This window comes from Methyloterricola oryzae, from assembly GCF_000934725.1.
Classification (GTDB): Bacteria; Pseudomonadota; Gammaproteobacteria; order Methylococcales; family Methylococcaceae; genus Methyloterricola; species Methyloterricola oryzae.
Map to the genome: position 1 here is coordinate 678,037 of NZ_JYNS01000001.1, position 22,404 is coordinate 700,440.

Sequence of the window (22,404 nt, forward strand, 5' to 3'; positions counted from 1 at the left end):
TTTTCTGGATAAGGAATGACTTGAAGTGGCACGGCTATGAACCGAACCCTGTGATGCGAGGCCTTGCCGGGATGCTTGATGTCGGAAATTGGGACTTATACGGCTGCTTGTTTGGCTGATCGGTCGGCAGAGGTTTGTTTGACGCCGATTGGCCCAGCGCGATTTTTCATGGCCTTACGCGGGGACTCGCAAACGCATCCCAAGCTACCCAAACCACCGAGGATGTGCTGAACGAAGCGAAGCGCATATTCACGAAAGATACGCCTCTTGTCGCCAGTACCTATCTCTTGGGGATCTGAAACGTCAAATTGAGAAGGCTAACTTCATTCAAACTCCCTTAGAACTCCCCGCTGAGCCACAGCATGATTTCATTGCCACCCCGCGTGCCCTCGTTGACCAGATTGAAGCTGTGGGCGTAATCCAGCATGAGCATGCTGTCTCCAAGGAAGCCGGTGCTGAGCCGCGCGCCCATCCAGGGCAGCAATTCCTCGGAACGTGCCAGTGTGCCGGTGGAACTGGGGCGGTAGGGATCGAGATAGCCGACCCCGCCGTGGGCGGTCAGATAGCTGAACCATGTGAGCTCATAACGGTACTCCAGCGCCCCGATCGCGTAATGTTCGGGATAGAACTCCCAGATGGATGTTCCCGGCAGCACCGGCATGGCGGACGAGCCGAACTCCATGCCCATGGCGCTGGGGCCGCCGCCCACCCGTGTGGCACTGAAACGGTCGAGATTGTGCCCGACTCCCGCGTGCACCCAACTGACGAGACGATGACGGTCGCTGTCGACGAAAGGCACGCCGCCCGCACCCACCCAATAGGCGTTGAAGTTGACGTAATTCTGCCCTTCGCCGCCATTGAAAGAGAGCCCTGGCGTTCCCCAATCGGCCCAGTTGGCGCGGTATCCGTACACGAAGTCGGCGCCGAATGCGGAGCCCGCGTGCGGCAGGGACAGGATATTGCGCTCGATCGCGTCGTAGCGGAAGCTCAGCCGATTGCGCAATTCAAAAGTACTCTTTGGCAGCACCATGTCGGGGCTGGTGGAACCGCTGCGGCCGGAGTAGAAATAGCCGGGCTCCAGGATGTAGCTCAGTTGCCACATGTTATCCGGGTGCTCCTCGTCCAACTGTTCGCGCAGGCCCAGACTCAGGCCTGGGCGCACATAGCCCCAGTAGATTTCCTGCTGGCTGTCCTTGATGCCGTCATAGACCTCGTTCCAGGCCGAGGGCAGGGTGAAGCTGTTGAAGGTCAGGCCAGCCTCAAAGTTGCCCCAATCCTCCGGCTTCACGCCCCAGAACACGTTGTTGTAGACGCCAGTGATTTCAGCGCGGTACAGGTGCTGGCTATCGGGCTGGCGCCAGAAGTAAAGCGCCCCCGCCGGAAGCGCCAAGCGGTCGTCCGGTTGCGGAGTCTCGATCTGCACGCCCAGTTTCCAGGCGTTGATGTGGCGCAGGTCGCGCTCCGGCACCGTGATCTCCTCGCCGAACACGCTCGTCCGGAAGCCCTCCCCCGCGCGTGGCGTTCGATAATCCGGAGAGTCCGGGTCCAGTAGAGCATCCTGTCTTGATCCGGCGGGTTCGGCAGCATCGGCGAGCGCCAAAACCAGCACCAGGGCACCTATCAGGAAGCGGCATGGCAGGGTGTACACGAGCGGTCTGGGCGATTGCATGAAAGGCCTCCAGTCGGACAACAGGCGATGCCGGCCGAGAAGCTCTCATTAAATCATGACTTTAGGCTACTCCGCGGCCTCACTTTTTTCGACCTTTGAGCGCCGAAAAAGTTTTCTTGGAGGGAAATCGAGGACCGCCGCGGATGATAGGCGTCGTGGGCTGTACAATCCCTTTGTTCAAATTAATAACCACCAGACGATCGAAGCTAGTCTGTTTCCACACCTCAAATGCCCATGAGCATCCAGCACCCCTGGAACCTGACGCCGAGCGAGGCCATTGCACTTCAGAAGCAGCTGAGAGATACCGTGGTCGCCCGCGACGATTTCGGCGAGGTGACCCGCGTAGCTGGGGTAGATTGCGGCTTCGAGGAGAATGGGAACATCATCCGCGCGGCGGTGGCGATGCTGGAATTTCCCTCCCTCCGACTGGTCGATCAGGCGGTGACGCGCCTGCCCACCCAGTTCCCCTACATTCCGGGCCTGCTGTCCTTTCGGGAGATCCCCGCCCTGCTCGCGGCCCTCGACATGCTGAACAATGCGCCCGACCTGATCCTAGTGGACGGCCAGGGCCTTGCTCACCCCCGACGCTTCGGCATCGCCTGCCATCTGGGCGTCCTCGTGGGCATCCCCACCATCGGCGCGGCCAAATCACGGCTGACCGGCACCTTCGAGGATCCGGGCATTGAGAGAGGGAACTGGACCTACTTGCTGGACAAGGAGGAAATCATTGGCGCGGTGCTGAGAACACGTAGGGGCACCCGGCCCCTGTTCGTTTCCCCCGGGCACCGCGTGGGCCTGGAATCTGCGATCGACTGGGTATTGCGTTGCACGCCCCGCTACCGGCTGCCGGAGACGACGCGGCAAGCGCATCGTCTGGCTTCCGGCTAGTTCATGGCTGCAGGAGCTAGCCTTCCGGCTAGCGTGGGCCTGTGTTCAGGCCGCTTTGGCGGATCAACCGCCCGTGGGCCGGCATTCATCGGAGCCCGCTCCCGCCAGCGCCGGCGCGCGGGAGAGGTCCGCGCTTACTTGCGCAGCTCCTGGTCACGGTAGTGAACATCGAACCAGCAACGGGGCAGTTCCTCGCCCGACTGGAATTGCAGGTCGGACTTGGTGAACTTGTCGGGGTCCTGCATTTCTTCGCCATAATGCAGACGCCCCACCACCGTCGTATGGGTCGGATTGACTAGGTCGTTGAGGCTCAACACTTCCACCAGATGACCATCTTTCTTTAGCTTAAGGAACATGACTGGGTCCTCCTTCAGCGGATGCAACCGGGCGCGCTCTGTGGCTTCCGGCTGCATTTGAACTGTAGTGCGGTTCTGCGACTAGCGCATACGCCCCATTACTTAGACAAGTCAAAGAAAGAAATGATCAGTCCTTTTGCAAAACTTCTCCCGCCGACTGAATGACCTCCCGGTAAAAGTCGGCGCTGGACTTGGGGGTACGGACGAGGGTATCGGGGTCCACGTGCACCAACCCGAAGCGCTTGGAATAGCCGAAGCTCCACTCGAAATTGTCCAGCAAGGACCAGGCGAAATAGCCGCGCAGGTCCACGCCGGCCGCAATGGCGGCATGGGCGGCGCGCAGATGGGTACGCAAATAATCAATACGGCGTGGATCGTCAATACGGCCACCAACTGGGCGCGGATCGGCGAACGCCGCGCCGTTTTCCGTGACATAGAGCGGAATTTCCCCGTAGCGGCGCTTCACCCAGGCCAGGACTTCCCGCAGCCCATCGGGGTACACTTCCCAGCCCATTTCGGTGTATTCGGCGGCCTGCCGCACCGGCGCGGCGCCGGTCAGCGCCTCCGCCGGTTCAGCCCGGTTGACCGAGCGGCTGTAGTAATTGATGCCAAGGAAGTCGAATGGCTCCCGGAGCAGGCGCAGGTCTTCAGGCGGAAATTGCGGCCAGTGGCTCCCGAACAGTTCGGCCATTTCCTCCGGATAGGAACCCAGAAGCACCGGGTCCAGATACTGCTGGTTCATGTAGACATGGGCGCGGTTGGCGGCCTCGCGGTCGGCCCTTTCCTCCGAAGCCGAATACTTGGGTTCCAGGTTCACCACCAGCCCGATCTCCCCCTTGCCGTCGGCTCGGAAGGCCTGCACTGCCAGGGCGTGCCCACGCAGCAGGTTGTGGGTGGCTTGCGGCGCCTCGCGCAGGGAAACCTTTCCCGGCGCATGAGTCCCCTTCACATAGCCCTCGTGCACCACCACCCAGGGCTCGTTGAGGGTGGTCCAGTAACGCACCCGTCCTTCCAGCGCGCGGTACAAGGTCTGGGCGTAATCCGCGAACCAGTCGGCGCAGTCGCGGTTCGCCCAGCCGCCTTGAGTCTCGAGCGCCGCCGGCAGATCCCAGTGATAAAGGGTGAGGAAGGGCTCGATCCCCACATCGAGCAGGGCGTCCACCAGCTTCAAATAGAAATCCAGCCCCTTCTGGTTGAGCCGGCCGCGCCCCTCGGGAAACACGCGGCCCCAGGCCACGCTGAAGCGGTAGGCCTTCAGCCCCATGCGCCGCATCAGTTCCACGTCCTCCCCGTAGCGGCGATAGTGGTCACAGGCGATCTCGGCGGTGTCGCCGTTGGCGATGCGGCCCGGCTCCTGGGCAAACACATGCCAGTGGCTTGGGCCTGCCCCATCGGCCAGGGGCGAGCCCTCGATCTGATGGGCGGAAGTGGCGGCGCCCCAAAAGAAGTTGTCAGGAAATCGGTACTGAGCGGCCATGGGCAGGACTCATTTCGGACTGGTGTTGGAGAAGGGCCGCAGCCAACCGGGCAGCGGCCCGCCCGATTGCGATTGTGCCCTCAAGCCTCGCGGGAATAAACCCGGTTCTTCCAACGGCTGCGCTCGCCCCGCCAATAGCGCAGGGCCGATGTCCAGGTCATGGCCAGGTAGAGGCTGGCGATCACCGGCATGGCGAGCGCCCAAAGGGGGTTGCGCCGGTAGAAATTCAGCGTGGGTAGATACGCGACCAGCATGCCCGCCAGCCCCAATGCGGAGAGACTTCGCGCCATGGGGTCTGCGGCGGCCAAGCCAGCAACCGGCCCCCAGAACATCAACACCATCAGAAAGGTGCAGGTTGCCAACAGGGTGATCGAGTAGCGCAACTGAGTGAAGGCGGTGCGCGCCACCATTTCCCAAATCGGCTCGAGGTCACCGTAGCCGCGCAGGCTGACCACGCCGTGAGACTGCCCTGTCCAGGTACGGTAGCCCGCCTGCTTGACCTTGGCGGCCAGGGTGCAGTCGTCGATGATGGCGCCGCGGATCGCGTCGAAGCCGCCGAGTTCGCGCAACACGCCGGTTTCCACCAGAATGCACCCCCCCGCTGCCGAGGCGAAGCGTGGATTGGCGGAATTGGCCAGGCGGAAGGGATATAACTGTTTGAAGAAATAGATGAACGCCGGCATCAGGAGCTTTTCCCAGAATGTCTCCATGCGCAGACTGGCCATCAGGGACACGAAAACAGGGCCGACCCGCATGCGCTCCAACAGGGCGGCCAGCATGCCGGGGGCGAGGTGGATATCCGCATCCAGCAGCAGAGTGTAAGGCGTCTCCACCTTGCGCAAGCCCTGCTCCAGAGCCCACAGCTTGCCGCTCCAGCCTTCCGGCAGCGGCGCGCCGGCCAGCACGCTCAGGTCCAGGCCCGGCACCTGGCTGGCAAGGTCGGCAGTGCCGTCGCTGGAACCGTCATCCACCAGAATGACCCGCGGCGACCCTCCTTGCTGGGCGAGGCCTTCCAGGGTGGACTGGATGACTTCGGCCTCGTCTCGCGCTGGAATCAGCACGGTGATTTCATCGGAAGACGCCGGGGCGTCTGGCGATGGCTCCAGAATCTCCCCGTTGCGCCAAGGACGCCAGGGCAAAAGCAGGGTTGCGGTCCAGATCAGGGCCGCCGCGGCGGACGGCAGGAGGGAGGGCGCCATTGAAAGCCGGGACAGGTCAGTCAAAAAAACGGCCCGCCCCCGAAAAACGGGAAGCGGGCCGGAGGCATCGTCCTGTTTAATCGATCGCGCGGATCGGGATCACCGGGCGCGGAACCGCCTCACCTTCGGGCTGCTTGACCTCCCATTCCGGCACCGGCTCCGGCGCCATAGGACCCTCGGTGCGCGGGCCGCGGATGGCCGCCCAGGCCGCCTTGAGCGGGTTGCGAATGGAGTCTTCCGCCGCCGTCGCTTCGAAACCGCAGTGGGCCATGCAGTTGGCGCACTTGGGGTTCTTGGAGTTGCCGTACTTGTGCCAGGGCGTCTCGTCCATCAGGGCCTTGAAGCTGGGCGCGTAGCCCTCATCCACCAGCAGGTAGCAGGGCTTCTGCCAACCGAAGATGTTGCGGGTCGGGTTGCCCCACGGGGTGCAGTTGTAGCTCTGGTTGCCGGCCAGGAAGTCCAGATAGAGGCTGGAGTGGTTCAGCTTCCAGTCGCGGCCCTTGCCCAATTTGAACACCTTGCGGAACAGTTCCTTGCTCTCGCGCATCTTGATGAAGATGTTCTGCAGCGGGGCATGCTCGTAGCTGAAGCCCGGGGCAATGGTCACGCCCTCGACACCCAGCTGCTTGGTGTAATCCAGGAATTCCGCCACTTCTTCCGCCGACTCGCCCTGGAACAGGGTGCAGTTGACGGTGACGCGGAAGCCTTTCTCGATGGCCAGCTTGATGACCTCCACCGCGCGGTCGAAAACACCGCTCTGGCACACCGAGGCATCGTGGCGTTCCTGGTTGCCATCCAGATGGATGGAGAAGGTCAGGTAGGGCGACGGCTTGTAGTCGTCCATGCGCTTCTTCAGAAGGAGCGCATTGGTGCACAGATACACATACTTCTTGCGGGCGATGATGCCCTCCACCACCTGGGGCAATTCCTTGTGCAGCAGCGGCTCGCCACCGGCGATGGAGACGATGGGCGCGCCGCACTCGTCCACTGCCGCCAGGCAGTCCTCCACGCTCAAGCGGCGATTCAGGATCTCGTCGGGGTAGTCGATCTTGCCGCAGCCGGCGCAGGCCAGGTTGCATCTAAACAACGGCTCCAGCATGAGCACCAAAGGATAGCGGCGCACGCCCTTCAGTTTCTGCTTGAGCAGATAGCTGGCGACGCTGATCTGTTGACGTAATGGAACGCTCATTTGTGTTATCTCCTGTTTAGACCTGATTCGATTGCGCGTGGTCTTACCATTGTGGCCATGCTGCTCCCCGCCCTGGTTCGGTTCGCTGGCAGCATCCCGAAATTTTAGCCTCTCTGATAAACCCTTATTTTATAAAGGAGAATCAGCGCCTTCGGGACCCAGTTTCCACGCCTGGCCATATGATAGAACAAAAAAACCTCGATTAGTTGTATTTTACTCCAAATTTATTCGCTAAAATACAACACAACTTGATCCCTTAGCGGAAAACGATAGAATTTTCTGACTTTTATGGCGACCCAGACATTTCAGACCTTCGTAAAGCGGATTGGGTGTTTCCGCAACAGCACGCCGCGGGCCCGCCGGGCTGGCATGAGCGGCGCGCCGCTCGGGCGCGCGAAGACGATCGGAGCCGCATGAACGGAAGCCAGACCTTGAATCAGGACCCCGCGCGCCTGGACGCGCTGCCGGACGATGCCTTGCAAGCCGAGTTGCTTGAAGGCGTCTCGCGCACCTTCGCCCTGACCATTCCGCAGTTGCCGGAAGGCCTGGCCAAGCCAGTGTCCAATGCCTATCTCTTGTGCCGCATCGTCGACACCATCGAGGATGAGGTGGCGCTCAGCTCTCAGCAGAAGCGCGAGTTCTGCCAGCGCTTCATCGCCGTGGTGGCGGGCGATGCCCATCCGGCGGCGCTGGCCGCTGATCTCGCGCCCCTGCTCTCGGAGCAGACCATTCCCGCCGAGCACGAGCTGATCCGGCTGATTCCCCGCGTCATCGCCATCACCCACCAGTTCGAAGCGGCCCAGCGCGACGCCCTGACCCTTTGCGTGCGCATTATGGGCAAGGGCATGGCGGAATTCCAGGATCGCGACCTGCGCCACGGCCTCGCCACCATGGACGAGATGAGCGACTACTGCTATTACGTCGCCGGCGTGGTGGGCGAGATGCTGACCCGGCTGTTCTGCCACTATTCCCCGGAGATCGCCGTCCATCGCGAACTGCTCATGCGTCTGGCCGTGTCCTTCGGCCAAGGCCTGCAGATGACCAACATCCTCAAGGACCTCTGGGACGACCACGGCCGCGAGGTGTGCTGGCTGCCGCGGGAGATATTCCAGGCCCACGGCTTCGATCTGTCCACGCTTCGGCCCGGCCACGGCGACGCGCGTTTCTGCGCCGGCTTCCGCGACCTGATCGGCATCGCCCACGCGCATTTGCACAACGCCCTGGAATACACCCTGCTGATCCCCAGTCACGAGACCGGCCTGCGGGAATTCTGCCTGTGGGCACTGGGCATGGCGGTGCTGACCCTGCGCAAGATCAACCAGAACATCCATTTCAGCGAGTCGGCCCAGGTGAAGATCACGCGGCGCAGCGTGAAAACCACCATCATCGTCAGCCGCCTGACCCGGCGCAGCGATTTGCTGCTGCGAGCCGCCTTTGCCGTGGCGGCCTCCGGATTGCCGGCGCCGGACCCGCAGGTCCTGGCCCTCGCCAAATCAGATCAATCTTTGAGAAGCCATTCCAGCCATTAAGAGGACCTTACCCATGCTGAAAGACACAAGCACATTTGCTGGCCTGGATTCCGCCTTCGCGGGCATGTACCAACAATTCAAGCAGGCGCCTTTGGACGGCGCCATCAGCCGCGCCAAGGACCACCTACTGTCCCTGCAGCAGGGCGACGGGCACTGGGTGTTCGAACTGGAGGCAGACTGCACCATCCCCTCCGAGTACATCCTGATGATGCACTACATGGCCGACATCGACGAGTCGCTGCAGGCCAAGATCGCCAACTATCTGCGCCGCTGGCAGAGCCAGGACGGCAGCTATCCGCTGTTCCAGGGCGGGGCCGGCGACATTTCCTGCACCATCAAGGCCTACTACGCCCTGAAGATGGCGGGCGATTCCATCGACGCGCCGCACATGCAGAAGGCGCGCGAGTGGATCCTGGCCCAGGGCGGCGCCGCCAAGGCCAACGTGTTCACCCGCATCATGCTGGCCATGTTCGAGCAGATTCCCTGGCGCGGCGTGCCCTTCATTCCGGTGGAGATCATGCTGCTGCCCAAGTGGTTCCCCTTTCATCTGGACAAGGTGTCCTACTGGTCGCGCACCGTGATGGTGCCCTTGTTCATCCTCTGCTCCTACAAGGTGAAGGCGCGTAATCCGCACCAGGTTCACGTGCGCGAACTGTTCGTAACGCCGCCGGAACTGGAGAAGAACTACTTCTCCCACGTCACCACCCCGCTGGGCAAGGCGATCCTGGGCCTTGAGCGCTTCGGCCGCCTGCTGGAGCCCCTGATTCCGGGCTTCGTGCGCAAGAAGGCGACGGAAAAGGCCCGCGATTGGTTCCTGGAGCGCCTCAACGGCTACGACGGCCTGGGCGCCATCTTCCCGGCGATGGTCAACGCTTATGAAGCCATGGACTACCTCGGCTTCCCCAAGGACGACGAGCGCGTGCGCGTGGCCCGCGAGGCCATCGACCGCCTGCTGGTTATCGACGGCGACAGCGCCTACTGCCAGCCCTGCGTCTCCCCCATCTGGGACACCGGCCTGGCCGCCCTGGCGCTGCAGGAAGTCGATCGTTACGAGCAGGACGACACCACCCGCGAGCAGCTCAAGCATGCCCTGCGCTGGCTGGCCAGCAAGCAGCTCAGCGACGAACCGGGCGACTGGCAGGTGAAACGTCCCAACCTGCCGGGCGGCGGCTGGGCCTTCCAGTACGGCAATAGCTGGTATCCCGACGTGGACGATTCCGCGGTGGTCGCCCATGCCCTGTATCAAGCCCAGGACAGCGAATTCGACGAGAACGTGCAGCGCGCGGGGGTGTGGATCGGCGGAATGCAGTCCAGCAACGGCGGCTACGGCGCCTTTGACGTGGACAACACCCACTATTACCTCAACTACATTCCCTTCGCCGACCACGGCGCCCTGCTGGACCCGCCCACCGCGGACGTCAGCGGCCGCTGCCTGATGTTCCTCGGCAAGCTCTCGGAGAAGCAGCCCGAGTACCGCCCGCTGATGGAGCGCTGCATCGCCTATCTGCGCAAGGAGCAGGAAGCGGACGGCTCCTGGTTCGGGCGCTGGGGCACCAACTACATCTACGGCACCTGGTCCGTGCTGCTGGGCTATGAAACCGCGGGCGTGCCCAAGGACGATCCGAGCGTGCGCCGCGCCGTGGCCTGGCTCAAGTCCAAGCAGCGCGCCGACGGCGGCTGGGGCGAGGACAACTACACCTACCACGACACGCGTCCCGAACTGCGCGGCGAGTTCCACACCAGCACCGCGTTCCAGACCGGCCTGGCGCTGATGGCGTTGCTGGCCGCTGGCGAGGCGGAATCGCCGGAAGTCGAGGCGGGCGTCGAATTCCTGCTGAAAAACCAGCAGGCGGACGGTTTCTGGAAGGATGAGTGCTTCACCGCCCCCGGCTTCCCCAAGGTGTTCTATCTGAAGTACCACGGCTACGACAAATTCTTCCCGCTGTGGGCCCTGGCGCGCTACCGTAACGAGCGTTACGCGTTTGCCGCGTGAATCGGGTCGGAATCGTCGTCGCCCTGGAGGCTGAAGGCCGCACCCTCACACCCAGGCCACCCAAGGCAGGCGAGTGCCTGGCGCTGGAGGGTGGTGGCCTGCTGATCGTCTCCGACGCGGGTCCGGTGGCGGCGGCCCGCGCCGCCGACCGCTTATTGGAAAACGGCGCCGACGCCCTCGTGAGCTGGGGATGCGCCGCCGCGCTGGACCCGGGCCTGAGACCCGGCGATCTGGTTCTGCCCCGGGTCCTGCACGGGGCCGACGGGAGCGAACTGACCCTCGCCGCCGACTGGGTTGAACAGTTAAAATCCAGCCTGGCGACATCGGATCTTTCCATCCGCGAGGGAGCCATCGCCGAAAGCCGCGGCATCGTCGCCACGGTCGCTGCGAAAGCCGCACTGTTCGCCGCGACCGGTGCGCTCGCGGTGGACATGGAAAGCGCCGCCGTGGCGCGCAGCGCGGCGGCGCGTGGCCTCCCTGCCCTGGTCGTGCGCAGCATCGTCGACCCTGCCAGCATCGAAATACCGCCTGCTGTCCAGAACGCTTTCGATGGCGGCGGACACTTGCGATTGACTTCGCTCCTGGCCGGGCTGGCTCGCCGCCCCTGGGAGATCGCCGGACTGATTCAATTGGGCTGGCATTTCCGCGCCGCCATGCAGACCTTGCGGAAGGTCGGTGCACATTTCTCGGCAGCGCCGGCCGACCTGACTCACTCCACCCGCTGAGCCTGCCAACAGCGGCCCTGTTCCCGAAACACCGATGCGCAAAACAACCTACGCCTTTGTCGTCAAGATCATCCATTGGTGGGAAGCCAACGTCCTGAGGCATCCCTGGACCCTGCTCCTGTTGGTCATCATCACCTGCGGCGCGGTCGGCAAATACACCGCCGACAACCTGACCATGAACACCAACACGGCGGACTCCATCTCCACCTCGGTGCCGTTCCAGCAGAACCGCATCAAGCTGGAAACGGCGTTTCCGCAGGATGTCAGCACGGTGCTGCTGCTGGTGGAAGGCAAGTCGCCGGAACTGACGGCGGAGGCGGTGAAGCGCATCGGCGCCGAACTGCGGCAGCGCAGCGATGTCATCAAGTCCGTCTACATCCCGGACGAAGGCGACTTCTTCGCCCGCAATGGCATGCTCTATCTGAGCCTGCCGGAACTGGAAAACCTGTCCAAGCAGTTGGCCAATGCCCAGCCCTTCATCGGCCGACTGTCCCAGGACAACAGCCTGCGCGGATTGCTGGATATCGTCGGCCAGGCGCTCAACGCCAAGGAAGACGACATCGCCATCGACATGAACCCGCTGCTGGGCAAGATTCGCGAGGCGATCCAGGCGGTGCAGGCGGGTCAGCCCTACCAGCTTTCCTGGCAGCAATTGATGCTGGACCAGAAGGATGGCCTGGGCCTGACCAAGCGCTTCATCATCATCACGCCCATCCTGGATTTCCAGGAACTGATGCCGGCGGAAAAGCCCATCACCGCCATCAAGGATGCAACCTCGAGCACCCTCACCGGTGACCTGGCGGAAACCCGCATCCGCATGACTGGCGAGGTCGTCCTGGAATACGAGGAGATGCTGACGGTGGAGAAGGGCATGGCGGTAGCCGGTGCGATCTCCATGGTCATGGTGTGCCTGACCCTGTGGATCGCTTACCGCTCCTTCAAGCTCATGTTCGCCACCTTCCTCACCCTGACGGTGGGCTTGGTGTATTCCATGGGCTTCGCCACGGTCGCCATTGGCCATCTCAACCTGATCTCAATTGCCTTCGCGGTGCTGTTCATCGGCATGGGCGACGCCTATTCCTCCCACTTCTGCCTGCGCTACCGGGAACTGGTGCTGCGCGGAGAATCGCAGACCCTGGCCCTGCGCGACACCCTGACTTCCACCGGCGCGGCCCTGATCCTGTGCACCCTCACCGCCGCCATCGGCCTGTACGCCTTCATCCCCACCAACTACGTGGGGGTGGCGGAACTGGGCGTCATCGCCGGCACCAGCATGTTCATCGCCCTGGCAACCACCTTTACCGTGCTGCCAGCCCTGATGAAGGTCATGCCGTACAAGCCTCCGCAAAAGAGCGGCAAGGGCAAGACCCTGGCGATCCTAGGCTCCAACTGGCCGCTACGCTATGCCCGCCCCATCCGCTGGATCACCGCCATTCTGGCGCTGGCCGCCCTGTTCCTGCTGAGCAAGGTGCAGGTCGACTTCAACCCCATCAACCTGCGCGATCCGGATACGGAGTCGGTGCAGACCTTCAAGTACTTGCTGCAGTCCCAGGACACCTCGCCCATGACCATGACGGCATTGGCGAGCAGCGAGGCCGACGCCAGGGAAAAGGCCGCGCGCTTCGAGCAATCGCCCCTGGTGGACAAGGTCGTCACCCTGTTTGACTTCATCCCCGAGGACCAGGAGCAGAAGCTGGCCATCATCGAGGACCTGGGCCTGCTGCTGGGCGGTCAGTTGCAGAATTTCCCGCCGCCGGCCGAGGGCGGCGTGCAGATGGCGACCCTGGACAAGTTCCAGAAAGCCCTGGACGAACGCCTGGCCAAGAAGGACGATCCCGCCGTGACCGCCCTGGCTGAAACCCTGGAGCAATTCCGCGAGCAGTTGCAGACGGAGGACCCGGCCACCCGCGAGGCCAGCCTGGACAAGCTGCAGGGCAGCCTGCTGAATTCCCTTCCCGCGACCATACACAACCTGTCCGAGGGCCTTCAGGCCAGCGAGATCAGCCTGGACTCCCTGCCTCCGGATCTGGTGGAGCGCTGGCGAAGTGCCAGCGGGCTATACCGAGTGCAGATCTTTCCCAAGAGGGACTTGAACGATTTGGAAAACCTGCGCGAATTCATCCTCGCAGGCCAGAAGATCGACCCCAACGTCACCGACCTGCCGGTGACCTACCTGGAATCCATGGACGAGGTGGTGAAGGCATTCGAGCAGGCCTTCAGCATCGCCCTGGTGGCTATCAGCGTCCTGTTGTTGCTCATCCTGCGCAACATCAAGGACACCCTGCTGGTGCTTCTGCCCCTGCTGCTGGCCTCGCTGTTCACTGCGGCGGCAACGGTTCTGCTAGACGTGCCCTTCAATTTCGCCAACATCATCGCCCTACCCCTGCTGTTCGGCCTGGGCGTGGACAATGGCATCCACATGGCGCACCGCATGCACTACCTGCAATCCAAGGACGACAATCTGCTGGGCACCAGCGAAGCGCTGGGGGTGTTCTACGGCTCCCTGACCACCATCTGGAGTTTTGGTAGCCTGGCGCTCATGTCCCACAAGGGCACCTCATCCATGGGCATCCTGCTGGCCATCGGCCTGCTGCTTAGCCTGGTCTGCTCCCTGGTGGTGCTACCGGCCTTCAGCGCCCTCAAGTTCCGCCGCCGGGCCTGAATCTCCCTGTAACATATGCTGACTTTAGATCCACTCCGAGGTTGAGATGTCCAAGACCATAGCCGCGTTGCTCAAGGAACGGGCAGGCGAAAATTTCCAGTTGCACGACGAGCACTTGAACACCCAGATGGTGCGGGTGCTGAAGACCATCGGCTACGACCGCGTCTATACCCGCGCCCAGGGCCCTTACCTATACGACGACAAGGGCAACGAATACCTGGACCTGCTGAGCGGCTTCGGCGTGTTCGCCCTAGGCCGCAACCATCCGGCCATTGTCCAGGCGCTGAAAGATGTCTTGGACGCCCAGCTACCGGACATGGTGCAGATGGACGTGTCCCTGCTCTCGGGCATCCTGGCCGAGCAGATCCTGGCAAAATGCCCGCCGAACCTGACCAAGGCCTTCTTCTGCAACTCCGGTGCGGAGGCGGTGGAAGCGGCCATCAAGTTCGCCCGCTATACCACCAAGCGAGAAAAGATCGTCTACTGCGAGCACGCCTTCCACGGGCTGACCCTAGGCGCCCTGTCCCTCAATGGCGAGGAAATCTTCAAGGAGGGCTTCGGCCCACTGTTGCCCAGTGTCGCCAGCGTGCCCTTCAACGATCTCGCGTCCCTGGAAAAAGCCCTGCAGAGCAAGGACGTGGCCGCCTTCATCTTCGAACCCATCCAGGGCAAGGGCGTGAACCTGCCGGACGATGACTACCTGCCCCAGGCCCAGGCCCTGTGCCGCAAATACGGCACCCTCTTCGTGGCGGACGAGATCCAGACCGGCATCGCCCGCACGGGCAAGTTCTGGGCGATCGAACACTGGAACCTGGAGCCCGACATGATACTCATGGCCAAGGCCCTCTCCGGCGGCTTCATCCCGGTGGGCGCGGTGGCCATGACCAGCAAGATCATGGACGCGGTGTTCAATCGCATGGACCGCGCCGTGGTGCATGGCTCCACCTTCTCCAAGAACAACATGGCCATGGCCGCCGGCATCGCCGCGCTGCAGGTGATCGAGGACGAGAAACTGGTGGAGAACGCGGCCAAGATCGGCGGCGAGATCATCGACGGCCTCACCGCCATGATCCCCCGGTACGATTTCCTCAAGCAGGTGCGCGGCAAGGGCTTGATGATCGCGGTGGAATTCGGCTCGCCCGACAGCCTGCTGCGCAAGGCCGCCTTCGCAGGCCTTGAAGCCGCCAATAAAGGCTTGTTCTCGCAGACCATCACCATCCCGCTGTTCAAGAACCACCGCATCCTCAGCCAGGTGGCGGGCCACGGCATGAACGTGGTGAAGTTCCTGCCGCCCCTGGTGGTGAGCGAGAAAGACCGCGACTGGATCATCAGCGCCATGGATCAGGTGATCGCCGACACCCAGGAGGTGGGCGGCGCCATCAAGGATCTGGGCAAGAACCTCATCAGCCACGCCCTCAAGGCCAAGGCGGGATGAGCCCGACACCGCGCGGGGACATCGATGTCCCCGCTCCCCCTTCGACTCCCTCAGCACAGGAAATACGCATGTTCAGTCCGAAGTCCTTCAAAGCCGGATCCCTGGCCGCCGCCCTCACCCTTGGCACCGTGCTGGCAGCCGGTGATGCGCTCGCCCACGCCGTGGTCACCGAGTCCTCGTTGAAAGAGCATCCGATTCAGGTCAACCACGCTACCAAGGTGGTGCTGTTCTTCAACTCCAACGTGGAACTGGCCCTGTCCAAGGTCTTTTTGGTGAGCAAGGGCGACGTACATCAGCCAGTGGACATCGCCCGCGGCAAGAAACCCGGCGAGGTGATGATCAGCGTGCCAGCCCTGACCGAAGGCGACTACGCGCTCAAGTACAAGGTGTTCGCCGCGGACGGACACCTCACCGAAGACGTCATCCGATTCAAAGTTACAGCACAGCGGTAAACCATCATGTACATGCAAGGCCTGGCCAATTTCATCGACGACTTCCTGGGTGGTCTCATGCTCATCAGCTATGCGCTGGTGGTGGGCAGCATCCTGTGGAGTTTCGTCATACTCAAGGTCACGACTGCGGAAGTCGCAGCGGAATCGGTGCTGAGTCGCAGCATCAAGGTGCTGCACATCGGCGCGGTAGCGCTGGCCGCCTCGGTGGGAACCAAGCTGGTGATCAAGGGCTTGGTGCTGGCTTCGACCCTGGGTGAATTGCCCCTGGGCGCCTACGCCGGCACGGTGCAGTTCCAGGCGGGCCTGCTGCGTTTCTTCCTGGCCCTGGGTTTCCTCTGGGCCACGCGCAAGCTATCCGAATCACCCGCCGATCCAACCGGTTGGAAAACCACCCTGTGGCTGACCGTGCCCCTGGTGATCAGCGGCGCCTGGCTGGTCCACGCGGTGGGCCGCTTCGAGGAGCGCGCCCTGCTCATGGCCACCACCGTGGTGCACCAGTTCGCCGCCGCCGTCTGGTTCGGCTGTGTGGCTCAGCTTCTGGCCCTGTGGCGCGCCGCGCGCAAGGATGCCGACGCCCTCGCCCTGTGGCCCGTGGCCATAGGGCGTTTTGCCAACATGGGCATCGCCTCGGTGGTGTTGCTGCTGCTCACCGGCCTGCCCCTGGCCTGGGTCTATATCGGCAGCTGGGATGGCCTGTTCGGCACCGGCTATGGCAGCCTGGTGGTCACCAAGGTCTGGCTGCTACTGGTGGCGCTGGGCTTCGCCTATCTGAACAACCGGGCGGGACGGCGCTGGCGCGAGAACCCGGGCGACAACACCCTCATCACCAAGGTGCCGTATTACATCGAAGCCGAGACCTTCATCCTCATCGGCATCCTGTTCATCGCCGCCACCCTGTCCTCCCAGCCCCCTTCGGTGGACATCCCGGACCGGACCGCGCAGGTTTCGGAAGTGATCAACATGTTCCTGCCCAGGGTCCCCAAGATCCATTCCCCCAGCCACGAGGCCCTCATGGCCGGCGAGGCGGGCCGCGTGGCCGTGGTGGACAAGGTGCCTTCCGTCGCCGGACAGGAATGGTCAGACTACAACCACAACGTGGCCGGGCTCTTCCTCACCGGCATGGGTATCTTTGCCATGCTGTCCTACGTGCGCCGCTTCCACTGGGCGCAGTATTGGCCACTGGGCTTTATCGGATTGAGCATCTTCCTGTTCTTCCGCAGCGATGCCGAGACTTGGCCGTTGGGCCCCATCGGCTTCTGGGAGAGCACCTTCGGCAATGGCGAAGTGTTCCAGCACCGCATCGCCACGCTGCTGGCCTTCGTGCTGGGCTACATGGAACTGAAGGCGCGTACGCGGCCCGATGCCAAGAAGCTCCAGCACATCTTCCCGATGCTGTGCGCCTTCGGCGGCATCCTGCTGCTGACCCATGCCCACGCGCAGTTCGAGTTGAAGAGCGAGTTCCTGATCCAGTCCACCCACACCACCATGGGCCTTTTGGCGGTGATAATGGCCAGCGGGCGCTGGCTGGAACTGCGCTTGGTCACGCCGGACGGCCAGAGCGCCGTCGAAGGCAGGATCGCCGGCTTCGTGGCCATCCTGGCCATGTTCATCATCGGCAACTTCCTGATGTTCTACCGCGAACCGCTGTACTAATCCCGCAAAAAAGCCACCGGTCCTGGAACCGGTGGCTTGCGGCGATTCGATTCAATCAAAGGGCGGCCGATGGCCGCCCTCTGCGTTCCAGCCTACTTGAGCACCTTCAACTCCACGCGGCGGTTCAAGGCCTTGCCCTCTGCCGTGGCATTGGTGGCCACGGGCATGCTTTCGCCAAAGCCGCGGGCGGTGAGGCGATCGCCGGCGATGCCATGGTCCACCAGATAGGCACGCACCGCCTCGGCGCGGCGCTGGGAAAGGCCCAGGTTATGCCGGTCGCTGCCGTCGCTGTCGGTATGTCCGTCCACCTCAACCCGCAGACCCGGGTTCTCGTTGAACACCTTGACCACGTCGTCCAGTTCCGGATAGCTCACCGGCTTGATCGTGGCCTTGTCGGTATCGAACAACACATTGGTGAGCACCCAGCAGCCGGTTGCATTGACCTTGGCGCCGGCGGGCGAGTCGGGGCACTGGTCGAGGCAGTCGTTGACACCGTCGCCGTCGGAATCCCGGACGGAACAGTCATCGCCCTTCTTGAGGAAGACCTGGGTCACGAAGGCCGCCGCGCCCGCCGGCGATGCCGCATCGCCCACCGTGGTGAAACTGCCGCAGCCCGCGACCCCGGGCAAGGAGTACAGCAAACTGGCTCCCGGCTCGTTCGGATTGCCTACCCACACCGTGTGCAGGCAGAGTCGGTCGCCGAATTGCGCCTTGAGCGCGCGGACGGCCTCGAAGGGATTGCCGTCGGGCCGCTTGCCGTCGCTGATCAGAATCAGCGCGATATCGCCCTGGGTGGCGGCAATGTCCTCGGCCGAGGCATTCAGCGCTTCAGCCAGTGGCGTGCCGCCCCCGGCGCAGGAAAGGCCATCCAAGCTGGACTGGAAGCCCTGCGGCGAATAGGCCCCCATGGGCGCGTTCAATTCGGTGAACCCCCAGGACAGGCAAGGACCGAAGCCAAAGGTGCGCAGACCTGAATTGAGCTTGAGGTCGGGGATGGTCTGGTTCATGCGGCTGAGAAACTCCTTTTCCACGCTGAACTTGGGCGGCTTGTGCACCTCCGGGAAGCCTGGTCCCCGGTATGCGCCTTCCATGGACGAGGACGCATCCATCAATACCAGAAAATTGTCGACCTTCTGGGTGTAATAGCCGGTCTTGAGCTTCTCGTTCAAATCCACCGGGGTGAAGGCCTGAAAGCTGGCCGTGGGCTGGCTGGCGCAGCCCGAAAGGAGGAACAGGCCTGTCAGAACAAAAGCCCCCAAAAGCCTTGAAGCCATGTCGCGCTCGGAAATGCTCATCGTCTTCTCCTTGTTACTGTTATTGTCGCAACCGAGACGGCACGGAAGAGCCGGTAGACGAATCGCACGAAGGGTTCGTGCACAGACCGCTATGCCGCCACTGCTACCTTCAGTCGGGCGACCTAACACATCGGCCCGGCAAGGGATTGTCGCCAACGGAGTGCGCGGCGGCAAGCGAAACGATGCTGATCCTTTAATCCGGCGTCTCTGGCAAGCCGGGCTGGGACCGAATCAATGCGGGGCGGCGCCCTGGTTCTCCCTCACCGCCCCGGCCAGATCCCGGCTGAAGCGCAGCAGGGCCCGGTTCATGGCCGCCACGGTCGCGCCGTATCCGTCCCCTGAAGCGCGCTCGCTGTAGCGCGATTCCCTCGACAGGCGCTCCTGGCCGCTGGCGTCGGCGAGCGTCCAGCGCACACTGAGCAGCGCATCCCCACCCTCCCGGCGTTCGAAGTGGATAACCTTCACCGACACTTGGACCTCCACCGGGTTGGAACGCTTCCAGGGATACACCGCCACCTTGCGGCTGGGCAGCAGCGCCGCCAGGTTTTCCGCCAGAACCTGGGCCACATTGTCGTGCAGCGGCTCGCCCCACTGGTCGAACTCGGCCAGGTTCAGCTCGTTCTGCCCCTCCCGGGTAACGATCTGCGGCCGATCCAGGTAATCCGGCAATTCCACCGGCCCCAGGCCTACGGCGATTTCCCGCCCTGCCGCCGACGCGCTCTCCGGCATGGGCGCCAGCACGTAGTAGCGGGTGGGCGGACTGCTGCAGCCTGCCACCAGCAATGCCATTCCTGTCATCAACAGGGCCCTTCGCCCCGGCAGCCAGCTTTTCATTTCTTCACTCCCCCTTTGCCGGACAGCAAGGCTTCCGGATGACGTTCCAGATAATCGGTCAGGGCGCGGATGGACTTGGCCGCCGCCGCGAGCTCTTCCAGGGCATTGCCCACATCCACCGCCATGGGCGCGCCCGGCTCCAACTGCTCCAGCACCTTGGCGGTTGAAGCCAGGCTCTTCTCCACGCCCGTGGTGAGCTTGACCACTTCCCGGTCGGCGGTCTGCGCCAGCTGATGAACCTCCTGCAGGGCCAAATTCATGGAATGCACCGCCTGCTTGAGATCCGGCGAGTTCATCAGGCGGTTGCTGCCCTGCACCGTGCCCAGCAACTCCTCGCCGATCTTATCGAAGGGGATGCGCTTGAGCTTCTGCATCAGCTCGGTGGCGGTGGCCTGCAGCTCCTCGGTGAGGGACGGCAGGGTGGGAATCTCCGGCTGCTCGCCCCCATAGATCAGGGTCTTGGCGGGTACGTCAGGATAGAAATCCAGGTCCACGTACAACTGGCCGGTCAGCATACTGCCGGTTTTAAGCCGCCCGCGTAGCCCCCGCTCCACCAACTTCTCGAACACCGGCCGGCGGCCTTCCGCCAACTCACCCTTGTGGACCTCTTGGAATTTCTTGAACTGCTCCTGCGAGAACACGCGATCCACATCGATGTCGAGGAACACCGGGATTCTCAGCTTGTCGGCTTCCGGGTCGAACACAAACTTGATGTAGGTCACCGTGCCCACGCGGATGCCCTTCAACTCCACTGGAGCGCCAACGCTGAGGCCGCGCACGGAATCGTCGAAGTGCATCATGAAGGGCACGCGGTAGAAATGGGTGCCCTCGGCGATGCTGGGAAAGTCCTTGTACAGGTAGAACTGCGCGCCGCGCTCGCTGGGGACTGCCTTGGGGTCGTTGAGACTGGGCGTATAAAAACTGATGCCGCCGCCCAGGAGGCTGAGCAGGGAACCAACCTTGAGGTTGAAACCCTGGGAATTCATGGAGGCCTCGATGCCGCTGGTCTGCCAGAAGCGCGTGCTTTCGTGCACCAGCCGGTCATAGGGGGCATTGACGAAGATGTCCGCCATGACATGACCGCGGTCCTCGGCAAGGCTAACGCCCACGACCCGCCCCACCAGAATGTCGCGGAAATAAACCGGGGTGCCGTCGGTGAGTGAGCCGGCATTGTCGGCCATCAGCATGAAATGCCGGCCCGGGGTGTCCGCGCTCACCTTGGGCGCATGTTCCAGGCCGACGAACTTGCGCGCCGTCTTGCCCTTGGCGAACTCCACCGCGATGTAATGCCCAGCGATCAGGGTGTCCAAACCGGACACGCCACCCAGCCCCAGTTGCGGCTCCACTACCCAGAACTTGGTGTCCTTGCCCAATTGCGATTCCACATGGCGGTCCAGCTTGGCGGTCACCTCCACCTCCGACAAGTCCTCGCTGAGCACCACGGTTTCCACCGTGCCCACCTCCACCTCCTTGTATTTGATCTTGGTCTTGCCTGCCTCCAGACCGCCCGCATCCTTGAAGGTGATGGTGATGGTGGGTCCTTCCTCGCTCAGGGTCTTGTATCCCAGCCACAGGCCGATGATCAGGGCTACCAGGGGAATCAGCCACACGGGCGACAAGCCCCGCGACTTTTCCACCAGCAGCGCGGTCATGTCGCTGGCGTCACTGCGGTCCCTTCCGGACTGAGGGGGTCTGGCTTCTGGCATGTCAGTCATTTTGTTTTTCCATTGCGTCCCAAATCAGGCGGGGATCAAAGCTCATGGCGGCAAACATGGTGGTCACCACCACGCCGCCGAAAGCCACGGCCCCCGCTCCCGCATCGATGGTGGCCAAGGCGCCCAGCTTCACCAGCGCCACCAGGATGGCGATGACGAAAATGTCGATCATGGACCAGCGGCCGACGGATTCCGTGATGCGATACAGCACCGTGCGCTCCCGGGGCCGCCACTGCGAGCGGAACTGCACCGAGATCAGGAGATAGGTGAGGATCAGCAGTTTCAGCACCGGCACGGTGATGCTGGCGAAGAACACCAGCAGCGCCAGCGGCCACATGCCGCCCAGCAGCAATTCCTTGACTCCGCTCATGATGGTGTCCGGTTCGCCCTGGCCCGACATGGTGACGGTCATCACCGGCAGCAGGTTGGCGGGGATATAAAGTATGTAGGCGGTCAAGGTCAGCGCCCAGGTGCGCGTCAGACTGTCGGGCTTGCGCGCGTGCAAGGGCGCGCCGCAGCGCGGACACTGGGGATGGGCCGCGCCAGCCGCACTGACCTGGTGGCAGGTATGACACAGCAGATAGCCCCGGCGCAGGGCGGAATCAGGCGGTCTTGTCACGGAGATGCCCCAGCCGCTCCCAGATTTCGTGATCGTCCAGCGAGGAATCGGTCGCCGCCATGACCAGGATCAAGGCTGCAAACGAATAGAGGGCCACGCCGGCCTCCAGGCTTGCCAGGTCCTTCAGCTTCACCATCGCCACCAGGATGCCCAGCATGTAAACCTCGGTCATGGCCCAGGGATGCAGGGTCTCGAACAACCGGAATACGCGTATCGCCCCCGGCGCGCGCAGATGAAAGCGGATCGGCGCCAACACATATAGAATGGCCAGTATCTTCACCAGCGGCGCCAGGATGGTCACCACCAGCACCAGAGCGGCCAGCATCCAGAAGCCCTGGGCGTAAAGTTCGCTGATGCCGGAGATGATGGCGCCGGATTGCACACGCCCGCCGATGTTCATGCGCATCAGGGTGTTGACATTGGCCAGCACGAACAGGATCAGGCTGGTCAGGGCCAGGGCGATGGAGTAATCCAGGCTGTGACCCTTGCGTTCGAACAACACGGACCCGCAACGGGGACAGCGTGCCCGTTCGCCTTCGGACAAGTGCGGCAGGGGCGAGAGCAGATCGCAGTCGTGGCAGGCGACGAGCTCGGGCGGGGTCGGGGCGGGCATCCATGGTTCCTTGTTCGGTGAGCTTCGATTATCCACCAGTCTGCGCCGGAAGCAAACCGGCAGCACGGCATCTGCAAGGACGTTACAATGGCATGCCAGCA

18 protein-coding genes are annotated in these 22,404 nt (G+C 63.0%); 8 read left to right on the forward strand and 10 right to left on the reverse strand.

The window, feature by feature from the left end; all coding sequences use genetic code 11:
* Window positions 1-337 precede the first annotated feature (337 nt).
* Window positions 338-1,669 (reverse strand): hypothetical protein, encoded by a 1,332-nt coding sequence (locus EK23_RS03020; protein WP_045223733.1) that lies wholly within the window; start codon window positions 1,667-1,669, stop codon window positions 338-340.
* A gap of 234 nt (window positions 1,670-1,903) precedes the next feature.
* Here EK23_RS03020 and nfi point away from each other — a divergent pair, with 234 nt between their 5' ends.
* Entirely contained in the window at window positions 1,904-2,557 is a 654-nt protein-coding gene (nfi, locus tag EK23_RS03025) for a deoxyribonuclease V (RefSeq protein ID WP_235281887.1), read from the forward strand.
* Window positions 2,558-2,691: 134 nt separating this feature from the next.
* On the opposite strand, the gene EK23_RS03030 is transcribed toward nfi, so the two are convergent.
* The 4 genes from EK23_RS03030 to hpnH form a co-directional block, all read right to left on the reverse strand.
* Window positions 2,692-2,913, reverse strand: coding sequence for a hypothetical protein (locus EK23_RS03030; RefSeq protein ID WP_045223978.1), 222 nt, complete (start codon window positions 2,911-2,913; stop codon window positions 2,692-2,694).
* 127 nt (window positions 2,914-3,040) lie between these two features.
* The gene (locus EK23_RS03035; protein WP_045223735.1) at window positions 3,041-4,390 is read right to left on the reverse strand and encodes a GH1 family beta-glucosidase; all 1,350 of its coding nucleotides are present in this window, start codon (window positions 4,388-4,390) and stop codon (window positions 3,041-3,043) included.
* Between the two features lie 80 nt (window positions 4,391-4,470).
* Window positions 4,471-5,613: a glycosyltransferase gene (locus tag EK23_RS03040; RefSeq protein WP_235281888.1), complete on the reverse strand. Its 1,143-nt coding sequence runs from the start codon at window positions 5,611-5,613 to the stop codon at window positions 4,471-4,473.
* 52 nt (window positions 5,614-5,665) lie between these two features.
* Window positions 5,666-6,778 carry an adenosyl-hopene transferase HpnH gene (gene hpnH / locus EK23_RS03045; protein ID WP_045223737.1) on the reverse strand — a complete coding sequence of 371 codons (1,113 nt, stop codon included), beginning with the start codon at window positions 6,776-6,778 and terminating at the stop codon, window positions 5,666-5,668.
* Between the two features lie 413 nt (window positions 6,779-7,191).
* Here hpnH and EK23_RS03050 point away from each other — a divergent pair, with 413 nt between their 5' ends.
* From EK23_RS03050 to EK23_RS03080, 7 genes are all read left to right on the forward strand, one after another.
* The gene (locus EK23_RS03050; RefSeq protein WP_045223738.1) at window positions 7,192-8,307 is read left to right on the forward strand and encodes a phytoene/squalene synthase family protein; all 1,116 of its coding nucleotides are present in this window, start codon (window positions 7,192-7,194) and stop codon (window positions 8,305-8,307) included.
* 64 nt (window positions 8,308-8,371) lie between these two features.
* Window positions 8,372-10,300, forward strand: a complete 1,929-nt coding sequence (gene shc / locus EK23_RS03055) for a squalene--hopene cyclase (RefSeq protein WP_235281903.1) — start codon at window positions 8,372-8,374, stop codon at window positions 10,298-10,300.
* Window positions 10,297-11,025, forward strand: coding sequence for a phosphorylase family protein (locus EK23_RS03060; RefSeq protein ID WP_045223740.1), 729 nt, complete (start codon window positions 10,297-10,299; stop codon window positions 11,023-11,025). Before shc ends, EK23_RS03060 begins: the two co-directional genes overlap by 4 nt.
* A gap of 34 nt (window positions 11,026-11,059) precedes the next feature.
* On the forward strand, window positions 11,060-13,687 hold the full coding sequence (locus tag EK23_RS03065) for an MMPL family transporter (protein WP_045223741.1): 2,628 nt from the start codon (window positions 11,060-11,062) through the stop codon (window positions 13,685-13,687).
* A 46-nt stretch (window positions 13,688-13,733) separates the two neighbouring features.
* Window positions 13,734-15,122 carry an aspartate aminotransferase family protein gene (locus EK23_RS03070; protein ID WP_045223742.1) on the forward strand — a complete coding sequence of 463 codons (1,389 nt, stop codon included), beginning with the start codon at window positions 13,734-13,736 and terminating at the stop codon, window positions 15,120-15,122.
* Between the two features lie 68 nt (window positions 15,123-15,190).
* On the forward strand, window positions 15,191-15,574 hold the full coding sequence (locus tag EK23_RS03075; protein ID WP_045223743.1) for a copper resistance CopC family protein: 384 nt from the start codon (window positions 15,191-15,193) through the stop codon (window positions 15,572-15,574).
* A 6-nt stretch (window positions 15,575-15,580) separates the two neighbouring features.
* Window positions 15,581-17,227: a CopD family protein gene (locus EK23_RS03080; RefSeq protein ID WP_045223744.1), complete on the forward strand. Its 1,647-nt coding sequence runs from the start codon at window positions 15,581-15,583 to the stop codon at window positions 17,225-17,227.
* A gap of 92 nt (window positions 17,228-17,319) precedes the next feature.
* On the opposite strand, the gene EK23_RS03085 is transcribed toward EK23_RS03080, so the two are convergent.
* The 5 genes from EK23_RS03085 to EK23_RS03105 all read right to left on the reverse strand — a co-directional run bounded on the left by EK23_RS03085 (window position 17,320) and on the right by EK23_RS03105 (window position 22,303).
* Complete coding sequence (locus tag EK23_RS03085) at window positions 17,320-18,522, reverse strand: OmpA family protein (RefSeq protein ID WP_235281889.1); 1,203 nt, start codon at window positions 18,520-18,522, stop codon at window positions 17,320-17,322.
* A 231-nt stretch (window positions 18,523-18,753) separates the two neighbouring features.
* Entirely contained in the window at window positions 18,754-19,356 is a 603-nt protein-coding gene (locus EK23_RS03090) for a PqiC family protein (RefSeq protein ID WP_045223745.1), read from the reverse strand.
* Entirely contained in the window at window positions 19,353-21,071 is a 1,719-nt protein-coding gene (locus EK23_RS03095) for a PqiB family protein (protein WP_235281890.1), read from the reverse strand. The genes EK23_RS03090 and EK23_RS03095 overlap by 4 nt, the downstream gene beginning before the upstream one ends.
* The gene (locus EK23_RS03100) at window positions 21,064-21,690 is read right to left on the reverse strand and encodes a paraquat-inducible protein A (RefSeq protein WP_045223747.1); all 627 of its coding nucleotides are present in this window, start codon (window positions 21,688-21,690) and stop codon (window positions 21,064-21,066) included. Before EK23_RS03100 ends, EK23_RS03095 begins: the two co-directional genes overlap by 8 nt.
* Entirely contained in the window at window positions 21,674-22,303 is a 630-nt protein-coding gene (locus EK23_RS03105) for a paraquat-inducible protein A (RefSeq protein ID WP_045223748.1), read from the reverse strand. Before EK23_RS03105 ends, EK23_RS03100 begins: the two co-directional genes overlap by 17 nt.
* Window positions 22,304-22,404: the final 101 nt, after the last annotated feature.